General features: G+C 57.7%; 15 protein-coding genes and 2 riboswitches. Of the genes, 6 read left to right on the plus strand and 9 right to left on the minus strand.

Annotated elements, in window-relative coordinates; all coding sequences use genetic code 11:
- Window positions 1-790 precede the first annotated feature (790 nt).
- A complete protein-coding gene (locus DK391_RS24555) occupies window positions 791-1,291 on the plus strand; it encodes a lipocalin-like domain-containing protein (RefSeq protein WP_162600901.1) in 501 nt (166 codons plus the stop codon).
- A 409-nt stretch (window positions 1,292-1,700) separates the two neighbouring features.
- Here the strand turns inward: DK391_RS24555 and DK391_RS24560 are convergent, their stop codons facing one another.
- On the minus strand, window positions 1,701-3,191 hold the full coding sequence (locus DK391_RS24560) for a diguanylate cyclase (RefSeq protein ID WP_239482937.1): 1,491 nt from the start codon (window positions 3,189-3,191) through the stop codon (window positions 1,701-1,703).
- 124 nt (window positions 3,192-3,315) lie between these two features.
- A complete protein-coding gene (locus DK391_RS24565) occupies window positions 3,316-4,710 on the minus strand; it encodes a sigma-54 dependent transcriptional regulator (protein WP_109480601.1) in 1,395 nt (464 codons plus the stop codon).
- A gap of 865 nt (window positions 4,711-5,575) precedes the next feature.
- Between DK391_RS24565 and DK391_RS24570 the strand changes: the two genes are divergently transcribed.
- The gene (locus DK391_RS24570) at window positions 5,576-5,959 is read left to right on the plus strand and encodes a hypothetical protein (protein WP_162600902.1); all 384 of its coding nucleotides are present in this window, start codon (window positions 5,576-5,578) and stop codon (window positions 5,957-5,959) included.
- A 76-nt stretch (window positions 5,960-6,035) separates the two neighbouring features.
- On the opposite strand, the gene DK391_RS24575 is transcribed toward DK391_RS24570, so the two are convergent.
- A complete protein-coding gene (locus DK391_RS24575) occupies window positions 6,036-6,248 on the minus strand; it encodes a hypothetical protein (protein WP_109480603.1) in 213 nt (70 codons plus the stop codon).
- A 288-nt stretch (window positions 6,249-6,536) separates the two neighbouring features.
- On the opposite strand from DK391_RS24575, the gene phoU reads away from it, so the two are divergent.
- On the plus strand, window positions 6,537-7,244 hold the full coding sequence (gene phoU / locus DK391_RS24580; RefSeq protein ID WP_109480604.1) for a phosphate signaling complex protein PhoU: 708 nt from the start codon (window positions 6,537-6,539) through the stop codon (window positions 7,242-7,244).
- A gap of 39 nt (window positions 7,245-7,283) precedes the next feature.
- Here the strand turns inward: phoU and DK391_RS24585 are convergent, their stop codons facing one another.
- Window positions 7,284-7,664, minus strand: a complete 381-nt coding sequence (locus DK391_RS24585; protein ID WP_109480605.1) for an NUDIX hydrolase — start codon at window positions 7,662-7,664, stop codon at window positions 7,284-7,286.
- Window positions 7,665-7,785: 121 nt separating this feature from the next.
- Here DK391_RS24585 and DK391_RS24590 point away from each other — a divergent pair, with 121 nt between their 5' ends.
- A complete protein-coding gene (locus DK391_RS24590) occupies window positions 7,786-8,463 on the plus strand; it encodes an MgtC/SapB family protein (RefSeq protein WP_109480606.1) in 678 nt (225 codons plus the stop codon).
- A 14-nt stretch (window positions 8,464-8,477) separates the two neighbouring features.
- Window positions 8,478-8,750 (plus strand): hypothetical protein, encoded by a 273-nt coding sequence (locus DK391_RS24595; protein ID WP_109480607.1) that lies wholly within the window; start codon window positions 8,478-8,480, stop codon window positions 8,748-8,750.
- A gap of 1,181 nt (window positions 8,751-9,931) precedes the next feature.
- Here the strand turns inward: DK391_RS24595 and DK391_RS24600 are convergent.
- The 3 genes from DK391_RS24600 to DK391_RS24610 are packed head-to-tail and all read right to left on the minus strand — an operon-like array spanning window position 9,932 to window position 12,355.
- Complete coding sequence (locus tag DK391_RS24600) at window positions 9,932-10,702, minus strand: EAL domain-containing protein (protein WP_109480608.1); 771 nt, start codon at window positions 10,700-10,702, stop codon at window positions 9,932-9,934.
- Complete coding sequence (locus DK391_RS24605) at window positions 10,702-12,027, minus strand: hypothetical protein (protein ID WP_109480609.1); 1,326 nt, start codon at window positions 12,025-12,027, stop codon at window positions 10,702-10,704. Before DK391_RS24605 ends, DK391_RS24600 begins: the two co-directional genes overlap by 1 nt.
- Window positions 12,011-12,355, minus strand: coding sequence for a hypothetical protein (locus DK391_RS24610; protein ID WP_109480610.1), 345 nt, complete (start codon window positions 12,353-12,355; stop codon window positions 12,011-12,013). The genes DK391_RS24605 and DK391_RS24610 overlap by 17 nt, the downstream gene beginning before the upstream one ends.
- A 274-nt stretch (window positions 12,356-12,629) precedes the next feature.
- A riboswitch (Fluoride riboswitch) is annotated at window positions 12,630-12,694 on the minus strand.
- Window positions 12,695-12,861: 167 nt separating this feature from the next.
- A riboswitch (Fluoride riboswitch) is annotated at window positions 12,862-12,926 on the plus strand.
- A 71-nt stretch (window positions 12,927-12,997) separates the two neighbouring features.
- Here DK391_RS24610 and crcB point away from each other — a divergent pair.
- Window positions 12,998-13,390, plus strand: a complete 393-nt coding sequence (gene crcB, locus DK391_RS24615) for a fluoride efflux transporter CrcB (protein WP_109480611.1) — start codon at window positions 12,998-13,000, stop codon at window positions 13,388-13,390.
- Between the two features lie 64 nt (window positions 13,391-13,454).
- Here the strand turns inward: crcB and DK391_RS24620 are convergent, their stop codons facing one another.
- Together DK391_RS24620 and cfa are read right to left on the minus strand one after the other, a co-directional pair.
- Window positions 13,455-13,796, minus strand: coding sequence for a hypothetical protein (locus DK391_RS24620; protein WP_109480612.1), 342 nt, complete (start codon window positions 13,794-13,796; stop codon window positions 13,455-13,457).
- Between the two features lie 51 nt (window positions 13,797-13,847).
- Window positions 13,848-15,044, minus strand: a complete 1,197-nt coding sequence (gene cfa, locus DK391_RS24625) for a cyclopropane fatty acyl phospholipid synthase (RefSeq protein WP_109480633.1) — start codon at window positions 15,042-15,044, stop codon at window positions 13,848-13,850.

A 15,044-nucleotide genomic window follows, 5' to 3' on the forward strand; every position in this document is an offset into this window, starting at 1 on the left:
CCTCGAGGACCCATCCCGGTCATCCAGTCCCACCTGGTCATCCGCTGGGTCCGGGACGGGCCCATTCGTCGCGCGCAGCGCCGCCAACGAATCGCGGTATTTGCGTCGGGAACGAACGAAAACCGCGGCAGCGGCGTCCGCCAATATCACCGTTTATAATCCGCCCATCGAACGGGCGTTCTATCAAATTGCCGACTCTCAGGTTCTGGCAGGCCCTCGGAATGGCCAGAACCTTTCAGCCGGCTCAAGTTGAGCCGGCTTTTTTTCGTGTTCAACGAATGCGAGCACGCCACCCCCAAATTACTGAGCGTCATAAAAGTATTGCAAAAAGTGATGTGACGTGGAACCGTTTCCACCGATATTCTGCCACCGCAGCGCCGGTTTCACCGTGTTCGGTCAGCCAGAACCTGAGAGAAAGCCGAGGATGAAAAGCCAACGGTCGGCGCTGCACCCCGGCTGGTTGATTATTGCCTTTATTTGCGTCGGATCCCGCGCTTATGCCTGCCCGACCGACGCTGGGAGCAAGGCGTCGACATGCGTGTACGTTCGGGTGCTGGCGTCCAGTGGCAAGTTGCCTTTCTGTCGACTATCTTTCCATCATCAACGGCTCAGATAGACCGCACTATTCGCAGCTCGACGAATATTTGCAGACAGTCATCCAAGATATCGGTAGCTGAAAAAGAAAACACGCCGTTGTTGCGTTTGGTGCGCTCGTTGGACGCAGTCCTTGATACCGGCATCGATGCGCAGGTTTGCCGCAGTTAGATGCGCTCATTCAAAGGAGCGTCTCGTGCCAAAAACCCTTTCCGTTGTTCCCCTCATCGCGTTGTGCCTGTCCACGCTCGCGTGGGCCGATCCCGATACATTGCTGGGGACATGGCGTCTGAAATCATTCGTGCGCGAAGTTGTCGGGACAAACGAGCGATACAACCAGCTGGGCGAACAGCCTGACGGCTATCTCACCTACTCGCCAGACGGTCGCATGGTCGCGCTGTTCGTGTCTGGCGACCGGCCGCAGCCGCAGGGTGAACCCTCCGACGAAGAGCGAGTCAAGCTCCACAAATCGATGCTTGCATACGGTGGAACGTATAGCGTGGCGCCAGGCAAGGTCGTGCATCATATCGACATCGAATGGGACGGCAGGCGGATCGGAACCGACCAGGTGCGCTTTTACACCGTCAATGGCGATACGCTCTCCATCAGGACCGAGCCCAACAAAAGTCCGGTCGATGGTCGCGAGGGAGTCGGCATCCTGATCTTCGAGCGAGTGAAGAGCGCGCAGCCGCAGTGAGTGGTTAACATCAATGCGGCTGGTCGCAGTAATTGTCGATCCGCGCGATGCTGCCTCACGCAATGCGGACATCATCTGGGGACTTTAGAGCATGCTCGAGCACAACAGCTCAATGCCGATCGACGCCTATATCTGTGGGTAGTGAAGCAAATGAAGGCAGCACCCAGCGGCCCTGTTACGTCGATCAACCAAGACAGAAACGGGATGGCGAAGAGGCTGTGCTGTTTCAGTCCGACTGCGATCTTATGCCGCCAGAGCGCGACCGTCTCCGCGAGTCCCGCCACCGCACAGAACACGCTGCGGCTGGTTCAAGGTCTGGCAGCGACTGCCGCTAGAGTCCTGCCTTTCGGCCTGGTGGGCAAGCTAACTCACCAGGCAAGCGAGCGCCGAAGGACACCCTGTTGCCCGTTCATACCGCCTGAAAACCGTTTGAACATATCGGCCCACTCAATGCCCTCACCCGATTTCTGCCGGAATGTTTGGCCTGATACAGCGCCCCGTCAGCTGCACCCACAATGCTCTGGGTCCCGTCGCTGCGACGCGCACGGCTACAGGCGACACCGACGCTCGCGGTCACGCATCCATACGGACTGGTCGCGTGACGGATTGCAAGGTCACTGATCCTGCCGCGGATAGCCTCGGCGATCATGAGCGCTCCCGCCTCATCTGTGTCTGGCAGTACGACAACGAATTCCTCGCCGCCGTAGCGCGCTGCACTATCACCCGGTCGGCGGATAGTATCTCTAATGCAACGTGCGACCGCTGCGAGCGCGTCATCGCCTGCCTGATGCCCCTGGCTGTCGTTATAGGCCTTGAAGAAATCGAGATCGATGAACAGCAGCGACATAACGCCGTCAGTGCGCGCCGCGCGACGCCATTCGCGCGCAAGAATTTCATCGAATGTGCGGCGGTTATACAGTCCCGTCAGTCCGTCGGTGCGCGCAAGTTTCTGCAGCTCGGCCTGGACGCGCATGCGTTCGCGATGCTGCCGGCCCAGCAGGACGCACAGGACAATAAATGCCGCGCCAAAGACGGTCATCACCGCGCCAATCCTGATTGCTCTCGCTCGCCACGCCGCATAGATATCGCTTTCTGCCTCGGCCACCATCACGATCAGCGGCAGGTTGGGAAAATTCCTGAACGCATAGAGTCGACGCACCCCATCGATCGATGAGGTCTCGGTGAAGCTGCCAACCGGCGCGGTCTGGAACTGATGAAAGGTGCTGGCCTTGCTGATGTCACGTCCGGTGATCCTGGGGTCGTACGGCTGACGCATGATCATGATGCCGTCCCGACCGATCAGCGACACGGCGCCGTGTGCGCCAAGCGACAGGTCGCCGAAAAGCGACCGGAAATAACTCAGGTCAACAGCGATCACCACCACGCCTGCGAATGACCCATCCGGGTTCGAGATACGCCGGCTCAATGCGATGGTCGGCTTGCCGTCACGCAACCTCGACCGAAACGGGTCGCTCACGTAGAGGCCAAGATCAGGCCTGTCCCGATGGACCGTGAAGTACGGCATATCGGAAAAATTGCCGGGGTGAGGCGTATCCCCGGCCGCGTCCAGAATGATCCTGCCGGCCGCATCGAGTACCAGCATCCCGGTCAGGTATCGCGCCGTGGCTGCCCGGTCGAACAGTGCCATGCGCTGGAGATGGACGGATGAGCCCCGTATTTCCGGGTCGCGCAGTCCGTCGATGGCCGCCTGCAAGGACAGATCGTACAGTTCGAAGTTGCGCTCAATGTCCCGTTCGGCCAGCAGTGCGAGATTGCTCGAAGTCTCTCGCGCACGGTTTAACGCGTCGGCGCGCGCCTGATACAGGATCGCCGCGCACACCCCGGTCATACAGAGAACGACCAGCAATCCCACGCAGAACAATACGCGAGGACCGCCCAGGTCAAATCGCGACGGGCGCAGCAGACGCCTGCCGGTCCGTGTTTCCTGTGTTCCAGTCACTGCTTTATCGTCCTCGCCTGTTCGACTCTGTGCATGCTTGCGAACCGTGCGGTGCGCCCAAAGATCATGGCCAACGTTTTCGGCACCCGGTGGAAGCGTTCGCCGTTTCCGCTACAGAGTCCGTCTGCTCGCGCAGTCCATGCAACCCGAGCAGCCGATAGAGGGTTACCCGCGATATCCCAAGCTCGCGGGCTGCGTCGACGTAGCGGCCACGGTGACGAAGCAGCGCCTGCTCGATTGCCTGTCGCTCCGCGATCTCGCGTACCCGGTCGAGTGTCATAACACCCCTGCTGATCAGGTGATCGAGTTCGAGATCCGCCGCCGATATATGGCGCCCTTCTGTCATGACGACCGCGCGTTGCACACGGTTGCCAAGCTCACGCACATTGCCCGGCCAGGGATAACGCGCGATCGCCTGCAGGGCGTCGGGTGCAAAGCCGTGTATCTTGCGTTTCGCATCCGGACGAAACCGGTCGAGCATGTGGTGAGCCAGCAGTTCGATGTCGTCACTGCGTTCGCGAAGCGGCGGCACTTCAAGATGAAGGACGCACAACCGGTGAAAGAGATCCTCGCGGAAGCGTGCGTCCCTGACGGCGGCCTGAAGATCTACATGTGTTGCCGAAATGACACGAACATTGACTTCGATCGACTCGTGACCGCCCAACCGGTCAACCGTTCGCTCTTGCAGAAATCTCAACAGGCTCGCCTGGCTCTCCAGCGGCAGATCGCCGATCTCGTCCAGAAAAAGCGTGCCGCCATTAGCCGACTCGATGCGGCCCACGCGGCGCTGGTTGGCGCCCGTGAACGCGCCCCGCTCATGACCAAACAGTTCCGACTGGATGAGTTCACGAGGGATCGCACCGCAATTGATCGCGACAAATGGCCGGGCATGACGGCCGGAGCGGCGATGAATGGCCGCCGCCGTCAGTTCCTTGCCCGTGCCGGATTCACCCGCGATAAACACGGGAGCGTCCGTCATCGCCACCTTGCGAATGGCCCGAAACAGACCGTGCATGGCTTCGCATGCACCGACCATCTCTCCCTCGGCGACCGCGGCGACGGCAGGCATCACACGCGGCTCCGCCAACCCGAGCATGCCGTACGCGTGGCCGACCGCCCGGGCGACGCGCGATGCCGTGGGCGGTTGCGTTACGTAATCAGAACAGTACCCGTGTATGAGCCGACGCAGTTCGGGATCGTCATGGAGCTGTCCCTGTCCGACGACCGCGATCCAGCCAATTGATGCGATCGACAATGACCGCTCGAGCAATGCGCTATCGCGGATCGCGAACGCTGGCCTGAGATCGACCACCCCACCCGCCACGGCGCCACCGGACTCAAGCGTCGAAACCTGCTTCGACGTCGATACCACATTCACGTCCCAGCCCTGCTCGCCGAGCTCGTGAATCCACCCGTCCACGGGCCTGGCCGTCAGATAGACGAGTGATCGCGCATCCATTCCCGAACTCCCTCACCTGCAGTACGTCTTTCAACATGAAGATCTGAACTGCGAACCGGCTGAAAGCCCCTGTTGTCACGGCCGCTATCAGAAGAGGTAGAAAGAATTACAACCTCACCAGGGACGTCAGAGGGGACAGCTGGCCGCACATCGACATTGAGCCGCTTCGGTACATCGTTCATACACCAGTTCCTGGAAGCGGCCCGCTTCACGGTCCGCCGTTGTCTTCGCGCCAAAGGCCCGATGTACGACAACGACCCGGTTCACGCGCCGGCATCGAAATAGTTGTTGCTCCGTCTTCACTTCACACTCTCTCAGGCTTGCACAGCTAGCGTCGTGGATTTTTTGACCTGCTAACGACTGTTCTGTTTACGGCACACGCATGCAAAGGTATGAGCCATATAAACCCGCGTACCTGCAGACAATTGTGCGATGCACCAATAGAGCGCGAATTCTAATATCTCTGCAAATGGGAAAGGAAACGATTTCGGCGCAGCGTTTACCCGGATTGCGCAGATTCCCTTGGAACCGGAGTGAATGGAATCGCTTCCACGTGCCTGGTCGCGCTGACACTCGACGAGATGATGGTGTTCGAGCTTTTCAAACGTGTGCGCTTTTCGAGGCGCAATTGTGATGCGCCCATTTGTTGCGCGAACAGAATTGGTGGACCCGATTGCGCTGTCCTGCTTCGAGACGAGATGAACGAACTGCGATAAGCAATCCGAATAATTGGCGAATCCATTGCGCATCATCTGCATTCAAGCTGCATGTCCGGATCGTTGAGATGCTACGAACGCGCAGGATTGAGTCACACTCAGGGATGCATACGTGTGTTGGCCAAATGGACTTATCGGGAGGACGCGTCGTGAGAACACGTTCCAGACTGTACATCTGTCTGCCGCTGGCTGTCTTCGTTGTGCTGTGTAGCCTTGGCGTGCCCGGCATGGCGGTTGCACTGGCGTGGATGACCGTTGGCATGATCGCCATTGGCCATCGTGCGTTCGACAGTTTCCCCGAAGTAGCCCCCGATGCCCGCTGGCGCACAGGCTATCGTGTAGCCGTCGTTCACTTCTACCATATTGCCTGGTGGCCATGGTACAAGCGTTTCAGCCTCGCACGCCGCTACCTGCAGATGCGCCGACGATTTGCGGGATCGTCGCGACCTGCCGACAAAGGCTCGGTCGCCTCTCGCCGCCGGCCCACGAATCGGCGTCACTCCGCGAGCGATCACGAGCCGGACGGCTACTAGCCGCGCGTGCCGGTGCCATAGCCAGAGAGGCTGCGATCGGACCGTCGCCGTGAGTTGCGCTGCGGCTCAGGGACACCTATTGCCGGCGGAGTTCATGACCCGCATAGATGGCCACGAAGACGCCAATGAGCAGCGACGCCACCGCCAGCGGCTCGTCCAGTTGACTGGCGGAAGCGGACAACCTTGCGTCGCACCAGAGCGCGACCCCGACCGCTGAGAGCAGCAAGCCCAGCGCGATTCCCCAGATTGGCCCCGCCGTACTGGCACTCGTTTGGTGTGAGAGCTTCATGTTTTTCTCCTACCCTGTGCTGCTTTCAGCCGCGGCCAACGCAGCCGGTCCGTCAACATGACTGCGTGACGCGTCCTTGCATCCAATTCACTCACCCGTCTGCCACAAAGGCGTCACATAAACAGTGCTACATGTGCAATGGGGGCAGACCAATTGTCTGCATCCCCGGATTGACAGCCCTATTGCACCATAGAATACTGATTTCAATAATACGGTATATACCGTTTCAATAATAATCACCATCAGGACATCTGGAATGGTGCCCTGGGTACGGATCGCGGAGGCTGAATGTCAGACAAACACCTCTCCAGCCAGTTCGATGCTGCACTGAACCTGCTTTCTTCCAGACTGCTTGAGATGGGCGGTCTGGTTGAGTCACAGATCGCGGCGACGCTCGAGTTGCTGAACGCGTTCGATGAGACCGTCGCGGGGAACATACGAGACAACGAGCGACGACTCAACCGGATGGAAATCGAGATCGACGACGAGCTCAATAACGTTATTGCCCGCCGTCAGCCCACTGCCCGCGATCTGCGGTTGTTGATGGCCGCCTCCAAATGCGTCACCAACCTCGAGCGCGCGGGCGACGAAGCCCGAAAGATCGCGAAGCGGCTGGCCAGAATTGATGAAAGCGGCACCGCCGCCACCGTACAGGTTGTCGAACTGAAAAACGCAGGGGAAATGGCCCTGACGATCCTGCATCGTGCGCTCGATGCATTTGCAAGGATGGACACGGCTGCCGCTGTCCAGATCATGCAGGACGACCGCGCAATCGATACCGAATTCGGCGCCTTTGTCCAACGCCTCATCGGGGACATGAACGAAGCACCCAGGACCATCTCGACGGGCCTTGACTACCTCTTCGTCGCGAAAGCCTTCGAACGTATCGGTGACCACGCAGTGAACATTGCTGAATTTGTGATCTACATCGTTAAAGGCCGGGACGTCCGGCATCTTGCGTTCGACAGGCTTGAAGCCGAGGTTCTGCGCAACTGATCTCGCGTGAAGTCTCCCGCGTTATCGCGGAAGACTCAATCAATCGCCGTCAGCGGCTGCCAATGCTTTCGTGACCAGATCGACGATGCCGCGCGTTGGCACGCTCGACGACAGCGTCGCCACCTTGGTCGGCGCGAACCAGCGGCATCGCGCAATCTCGTTTATGGGTTCTGCTTCAGCATCGGCCGGTACTTCTGCGAGGAACACGTGATGATGGGTGCTCAATCCCCCGAACTGGAACAGGTAGACCACTTCCCTCGCGGCAAGACCCGTTTCCTCTTCGAGCTCACGCCGCGCAGCGTCCACCGGCGCTTCGTCGCGCCTGATCCTGCCGCCCGGTAATGCCCATCTTGCACGGGCTCTGGCGACCAGCAGGATGCGGCCGTCACGAATACACAAAACGGTTGCCCGGTTTTTCATGCGCTATTTGGACGTTTTTTCGATCTGTAGGCGTGTCACAACAGGGATTGTCCACGTTCCCGGCGGATATGTCACATAAATGTCACAATTCGCTTTTGTCGACTTTCGCATCTGACCCATCGTGATTGGAAACTGGGAAATTCTCTCGCGTCTGCTGATCGCAGCCCTCCTCGGCAGCGTCATCGGGTTTGAGCGCGAACGGCTAAACTGGGCGGCCGGGCTACGCACGCACATGCTGGTCTGCATGGGCTCCGCGCTGATCATGCTGGTGTCTGCGTTTGGCTTTGCGGACGTGCTGGGGCAGAAGAACGTCGTGCTCGACCCATCGCGGATTGCGGCACAGGTCGTCTCAGGGATCGGTTTTCTCGGCGCCGGTTCTATCCTGCTGCGTGGTGAGATCGTGCGGGGGCTGACGACGGCAGCGAGTCTCTGGTCAGTTGCTGGCGTTGGTCTCGCGGTAGGTGGCGGCATGTACACGGCAGCGATCGGCGCGACGGCCATCATGCTGATCATCCTGGCGGGAGTAAAACCCCTTGAACGGCGCTTCATCTCTGTGAAGCAGCAACGAAACGTCCAGTTGCTGGTAGAGCGTGGCGCGGTGTCGCTGGACACGCTGGTCAATACCCTCGGTTCAGGCACCGTGCGGGTCAAGCAGTTTATCGTCCAGCAGTCTGAAGACGATCCGGAATTTGATGATATCCAGATCGCGCTATCGCGCGTGACGGAGACCGAGTTTGCCGCGATCTGCGGGAGGCTCGAATCCATGTCGGGCGTGCGTAACTGCCGGCGTGGTCAGTAACAGGAAGACGAGTCATGAACCAGACGTACGAGTACAACGGATATACCCTGCAGATCGCCATCGAGTCTGATTTCCAGACCCGCAAGGACGCACATGTCGCAAGAACGCCAGGTTATGTGGCCGTCGTGAGAATCTGCGAACCCGGCACGCGGCTCTCGCGCATTTCGCCGCTCCGATTTGTCGAAAAGGCCGGACACCCTTTCGTCAGTGAATCCGATGCGCTCAACGGTGGTTACCACGCAGCGCGCACGCTCGTCGATGATCTGTCACAACGAGATATTCATTAACCGGACAATGCACCGGATCATCTGGGCGCAGGTGTCGATCTCGCGCAGCATGGTGATTGCACCGACGTGATCCACGTTTTACTCCACGTGCTGAACGCGGCCGTGGACTCAAGCATGGAGCGCGGGGCATCTATTGAACACCGTGCCAGTCAAGTAGTTACTCATTGAGGCTATCAACACACTGAGCAGATGCGCGCCGATTGTCTTCGAACTGCACAAATTTTGCGCTCTCAGGGTCAGCTCATCCCACTTCGACAATTCCGGGCAAATGCATGCCCTGAATCCGCCAGCGATGGGCGAATTGCCTAAACATGAACCGGCAAGCAGATGGTAAACAGCAACGGACAATTGCACGAAAATGAAGGTCTCCCCTAACCTCCATTTAATCTGACGGCGCGCCCGATTAAGCAGCAATTGGTCCGCAGCGAATCAGAGCTCGCCCTGGTTCCCAAGCCGCTATCGCTACGGGATCGGATGGGAAAAAGTCATGCGCCGATATCGCGCATGACTTCCCAACAGTGATATCGCGCGTTTAGCGCGTTCGTAGCTGGCAAAACCCGCCGCCAGCGCGCCCTCGGATGGCATCTACGAAGATACACGAAGGCGATGAAATTTTAAATAGTGGGATCGCTTCCATTCGTGATTTTTATTTCGAAGCGATTTATTTCACTTCGCGAATACGTGATGCGGAGTCTCGATTTTGTGAGGCTTGTCCGCCGAAACATTAATTAGATATCCATATTACAAATATTATAAATTGATTTATGTCGAATCATACGGGTCAACGTATTGCGTTGGAGATAAGGTCCGGGGCATCGCCGCTAGTTCGATGTTTTCCACACGGAATTCACGAGCCGCGCTAATCCGCTCGTTGCCCCGACAAGATCGCAAGATCAAACGCTAATGGTTTCAAAGCTGCACTTCAAGGCGATGCTAAAAACGCAAAGTATGCGTTACACGAAGTAGACGATACGGCGCATAACGGAGGGACTTACGTAGCCTACCTTCTCCCTGCCTGAACCGTGTCGACTAATTCGTCGAAGCGGGTTCGTGATCCTGCGCCTCCCATCAGTCGGCGTAGCGACATCATCTGTACTCGATCAGATCATCCGACTTCTTCATATTTACGGCAGCCGCCTATTTAACTACACTGCAAGTACCAGCATACGAGGTTGGCTTTATCAGGCCGGCCACAAAAGCACTGCCTTCGACAGTGCTTTACCTTGCCCAATGTCGCAACTTTCCCACTGAAGGAACTGGAGGTCTTCGCTGCTTGATATGCCGCTTGCGATTGCGTTTGCCTCTAGAGTGTGCGCGAGTGCTACGATCGCCCGAACAATTGCAGCACGTCCGCGATGACACGCCACGCCCTTAACTAAACTCGGGTGAATCTTGATTCGATCTGGTTTCAGCGCGTAAAGATCCGAAAGGGAAAATCGTTCGAGACCGAAGTCCGCCAGGGTAATCGACAGGCCCCGCGCCTGCATCACGCGAGCAGCTCGCCGACGTCGATCAAGCATCGAACCGCTAAGCTGCAGATCGAGCGTGTCTTCCCGCACTCCAGCTGCGTCGAGGCAACCTATGACGGTTTCGACAAGTTGCTCGTCGGTCAGATGAGGCGATAGAAATTGAAATGAGACACGTGGAATCGCCACTTTCCCACACCCATGCCAGTTCGATGCGAGCGTGCACGCCCAGCGGAACGCCAACATGTCCAGCGATTGAAGCAGATTCGCGTCGTCAGTAATAGCAAAGACCTCGTCATGTCGAAGACTGCCTTCGCGGGTTGGCCATGTAGGTTGAATCTCTACGCTCATGATAGCGCCCGATGCAAGATCAATTTGCGATTGAGCGTAAACCGCGACTGAACCTGTCCTAACCGCAGTTTTAAGATCGTGACAGATTCCCTGCTTGCGATCGTGGCTTCCGGATTGGTCGACTCGATTTCTCATTAAGCCAACCTCTTGCCAGCATTCGTTCTCGCACGATTCGTCGACATGTTGCCTCTCATCTCGTCATGTTTGTAGAGAACGCCCCTACCCCGGAACATCGATTGGAAGAAACGGACCGCAGCATCGCCCGTGAGCAACACAACTATTTCGGCGATGTGTTTCGCACAGAGGGATGCCAGACTGGGTTCCGTGATGCATCCATTATTCTTCACCAACATCTTCACAATGCTTGCGACTTCGCGGCACACAGCAATCTCCTGTGCCCTGCATCCTGGACACGGACGTCTCCCGGCTGCTGAGGCCGCGCCTGGTAGCGGATGACTAACCCGCTTTGCGTTAGCGCTCACCGGCGCCTTGCTTTGATCAAACCATTGGATTGATCGACGACGGCGTGGAACTGGACAGGACATTGAACCTGCGAGGAGCGCCCTTGGCGAAACTAGTGCGTCGTGCACATATTGGCGGATCAAGGTGCCCGCCGGCACATCCTCGAGTTCGATCAGGCACGAGATGACATGATGTGCGCAGGCCGGCAACGCCATCCAGAGCGGTTGCTCAAGACGAACGTTATCCCTGACCACGAGCAACCAATCCCGTTGTGCACGACCTGCAGCCAGACAGACCGGACACATACACCCGCGTTCGACCCGATTGCACCATATCGCGTGCTGATGGTCGCCGACAGGCAAAACCGCGTTGACCACGGTATTGCGGAGGTTCCGTGCCATATGTCGCGACCCGTCTGCCACGTCTGCGAGTGCAATAAGATCAACCGCCTGGCGTTTCAGTGCTTTAGCGAGAACGGGTCGCAGAAAAGGATCCGCTTTTTCTGTCAATAACTCCGCGTGGCAGAAGCTCAACTCTGAGCCGTACAAGTCTTGAGCCCGAATCCTTCGATTTTGCAGGTCGCACAGCAGCCGCGAAAAGATTCGCCCCTGTAGGCGATGCACAAACGCGCACACCGGACAGCGCGTCGACGCGCCGAACAGGATGTCCTGGACCAGTTCGTCATGAAGTCGCGCACGCGTCAGAAGATCTTCAAGCTGCGCGTCTGCCGCACTCTTGCACGCCTGGACCAATTCCTGAACCGGACTGTGAAGTTCGCTTAGCAACTGGTCATGCGCCGCGCAACATCCCATGTTCTTCAACAGCGCATCGGTCAGACCGGCCTGCATCCTGCGGTCTGATCCGAGACGCCCCACATAGCGGCTTCCCGCCTCTGCCAGTTGAGCACTTACGGTCCAAGGAGCCAGTTGCTGGCCCTGGACGCTGTCAGGCCTCGTATCAAGGCGGGCGTCCGCGAAGTATTCACGCTGCCTGTTCATTCCCGGAGATCATCGGATATTCCAGCAGTGGTACCTGCAGCCCTTCCAGTTGAAGCATTGTGAGCAAGACGCTCACGAGAGTGGTACCGTGAACCCGTCGCCCATTTGAGGCCAGCAACATGAAACTGCCGTCACCAAATCCAAACACGGTGACATGCCCCAGCGCAGAAAACGCTCGCTCGCAGATGCTGTCGTCATGGCACGCCGGCATAAGATGTTTGTTATACGTCGCTGATGATCGAGATGCCTCTATTGCCTCAGGACAATCCCGCTCTCCCTCTTGTTGTAACTCCGAGATCGTCCTCAATCCTATGATCTGCCTTGACATAGCTTCTCCGTAAGAGTGATTGACTACTGTCTTCAAGGGGCATGCGTGGCCATGACGCCTATTTCACACGCGTGGTTTGTCGCGTCAGAAAATGACGCGAGGCGATAGGCGCAAACAGATACAAGGTGCAAAACGGAGGACAGATGAAAGGAGGGAGGTCGCCAGAACGGAGCGTTATCGCTTTCTGCCGACCAGTCAAACGTCGAGCGATGTGTGCGAAGGAGATCATGATTTCTGCCTACTGTTTAAAGGTTACACGCGCAGCATGGCGCGAGAAACAGTAGGCATCATCAGCCGAAGGACCCGGCGATTAAGGAGAATGCCATCTCCTGTGAACAGGATACTGCCGCTAGCAATCGGACGCAAGTGGAGAGTCGCAGGCAGACTCGCCGCGAACGAGCGCTACCGAGACGGTGGCTAATGCGATCCTTCCTGCAACGAATCCCTGGCGAATACGTCCTTCCAGTAGTCTCAGCCGGTTTGACGTCGCAAACGCAGATGGTAGACTTTGAACTGGAGATGGCATTCTCCGTTAACCGCTCTTCAATGAGCCGATGATGCCTGCAAACGCCTGTGCGACGGGCCCGCATTAGATGAGCCGGAACTGTCGCATTCGTTACGCTCCATCATGAGGCTCTCCGCATGTACCCTTCTATCCTTGCAGTTGCAATCGGCGGCGCTCTTGGTTCACTTTTCCGGTGGTTCCTTGGCCTGCGCCTGAACGCACTGTTTCCTGATCTCCCGCTTGGCACTTTCGCAGCAAACGTCATCGCCGGGTACATCATCGGCGTGGCAATTGCATTCTTTGCGCGTCAGCCCGAGATTCCAGCGGAATGGCGGCTATTCGTGATTACCGGCCTGATGGGTGGACTTTCGACATTCTCGACCTTTTCTGCCGAAGTCGTTGCAGACCTTCAGCAGGGCAAACTCGCATGGGCTGCGGGGGAAATTGTCATCCATGTCTCGTCGTCGATCCTGATGACAATACTTGGCATTGCAACAGTCACGGTGTTGACGCGATTCGCTCTGGTTTGATGAGTCATACAGTCGTCGTCAGCGGCTTGTGATCCCCGGATGCAGGTCTGCCAAACGCAACATGCTAAGGCCCGGTCAGTTCCGGATGCAGGCGCAGGTGCAACGTCACGAGCCAAAGCTTGGGACAGTTCTTCTTCACGGATCTAATCCGGTTTTGCGATTCATCGCGTGTGAGAAACCCTCCCTTTTCCGCAACCGCAAATGCGCGCTGGGCGTCGATCAGTAGCCACTCGGACGCAAGGACGGTCGTGACTGCACCAAAGATTCCAAACTCGACAGGTGACGCGTCGAATGAAAAGATATGCAGCACCGAGGAAAGGATGAAAGCGAGACCTTCAGTCACCATCAACGCAACGGCAAATACCGTCAATCTCGCAAGCAACCGCGTCTGCTTGTCACGCTTCATATGGCGTACATCAAGTACAAAAGCCTGGCGTTCATTGACTGCTGCGTGGCATCAGTCGTGCGTTCGCGCCGGGGGCGATCCCGGATTCACTGCGTACCTGCCCGGGGGCCGACGGTAGCCACCAGGCAGGCCCCCTTTCGAAAGCACCCACTGCCAGAGCTGAAGATCGCGCGCCCGGAAAATGCCTGCACACGACAGCAGATAGTAGCGCCACATCCGATGGAATCGCTCGCCCATGGTGTCAGCAAAACGCGGCCACGACTGCTCGAAGTTCTGGTGCCAGGCCATCAATGTGCTGTCGTAATCGGCGCCGAAGTTGTGGAGGTCCTCCACGACAAACAGTCCAGATACCGCGTCGCCGACATTTCCGACAGAAGGGATCTCGCCATTCGGAAAAATGTATCGGTCGAGCCACGGATCGGGTGTCGATGTCCGCAGATTTTTTCCGATGGTATGCAGCAGGAACAGCCCGTCCTCCTTCAGACACCGATGAGCCACCTCCATATACGCCCGATAATTTTTCGAACCGACATGCTCGAACATGCCAACGCTTGCGATGCGATCGAAAGGCTCGTCCAGCTTGCGGTAATCCTGAACGCGGATATCAACTGGCAGTCCCGCGTATCTTCCTGCAGCCCATCCGGCCTGTTCGCGAGAGACCGTGACACCTACGCATTCGACGCCGTAAAACTCGGCAGCAAACCCCATCAGGCTGCCCCACCCGCATCCAATATCAAGCAGGCGCATGCCTCGCTTGAGGTCAAGCTTGCGACAGATCAGATCGAGCTTGTCTTCCTGCGCCGCTTTCAATGTGCTGGCCCCGGCCGACCAGTATCCACAACTGTAGGTCATGCGCTCGTCGAGCATTGCCTCATAAAACGCGTTACCGATGTCATAGTGCACCTGCCCGACTTGCCATGCGCGCCTCGCGGTCTGCCGGTTCAGGAGTCGGGCACGCAAGGTATAAAGCAGAAGTCGTGAGGGATGCAGTTTCTCATCGAGATGCGCTCCCATGACACGCGCGAAGAACTGGTCGACGGCGTCACACTCCCATAGGCCGTCCATGTATGCCTCGCCCAATCCAAGGTTACCGAATGCCAGAACGCGCTCGATGACTCGATAGTCTGAAAGCCTGATATCCCACGGACGATCGCCACCGATTTCGACACCCGCCTGCCCGAGCAGCTCAGCAATAAAACGATAACCCCACGGCCGGGTGTCCGAGCTCCGCCGAACGGACGACGGCAT

It is taken from the genome of Paraburkholderia sp. C35, from assembly GCF_003121405.1.
In the GTDB taxonomy this organism is placed as follows: Bacteria; Pseudomonadota; Gammaproteobacteria; order Burkholderiales; family Burkholderiaceae; genus Paraburkholderia.

Coding starts and splice junctions, on each gene's coding strand:
- DK391_RS24575 (WP_109480603.1), bottom strand. CDS start 6,248: ATGAAGCTCTCACACCAAACGAGTGCCAGTACGGCGGGGCCAATCTGG.
- DK391_RS24605 (WP_109480609.1), bottom strand. CDS start 12,027: ATGAACAGGCAGCGTGAATACTTCGCGGACGCCCGCCTTGATACGAGG.
- DK391_RS24600 (WP_109480608.1), bottom strand. CDS start 10,702: ATGAGAAATCGAGTCGACCAATCCGGAAGCCACGATCGCAAGCAGGGA.
- crcB (WP_109480611.1), top strand. CDS start 12,998: ATGTACCCTTCTATCCTTGCAGTTGCAATCGGCGGCGCTCTTGGTTCA.
- DK391_RS24585 (WP_109480605.1), bottom strand. CDS start 7,664: ATGAAAAACCGGGCAACCGTTTTGTGTATTCGTGACGGCCGCATCCTG.
- DK391_RS24595 (WP_109480607.1), top strand. CDS start 8,478: ATGAACCAGACGTACGAGTACAACGGATATACCCTGCAGATCGCCATC.
- phoU (WP_109480604.1), top strand. CDS start 6,537: ATGTCAGACAAACACCTCTCCAGCCAGTTCGATGCTGCACTGAACCTG.
- DK391_RS24565 (WP_109480601.1), bottom strand. CDS start 4,710: ATGGATGCGCGATCACTCGTCTATCTGACGGCCAGGCCCGTGGACGGG.
- DK391_RS24610 (WP_109480610.1), bottom strand. CDS start 12,355: ATGTCAAGGCAGATCATAGGATTGAGGACGATCTCGGAGTTACAACAA.
- DK391_RS24620 (WP_109480612.1), bottom strand. CDS start 13,796: ATGAAGCGTGACAAGCAGACGCGGTTGCTTGCGAGATTGACGGTATTT.
- cfa (WP_109480633.1), bottom strand. CDS start 15,044: ATGCCGTCGTCCGTTCGGCGGAGCTCGGACACCCGGCCGTGGGGTTAT.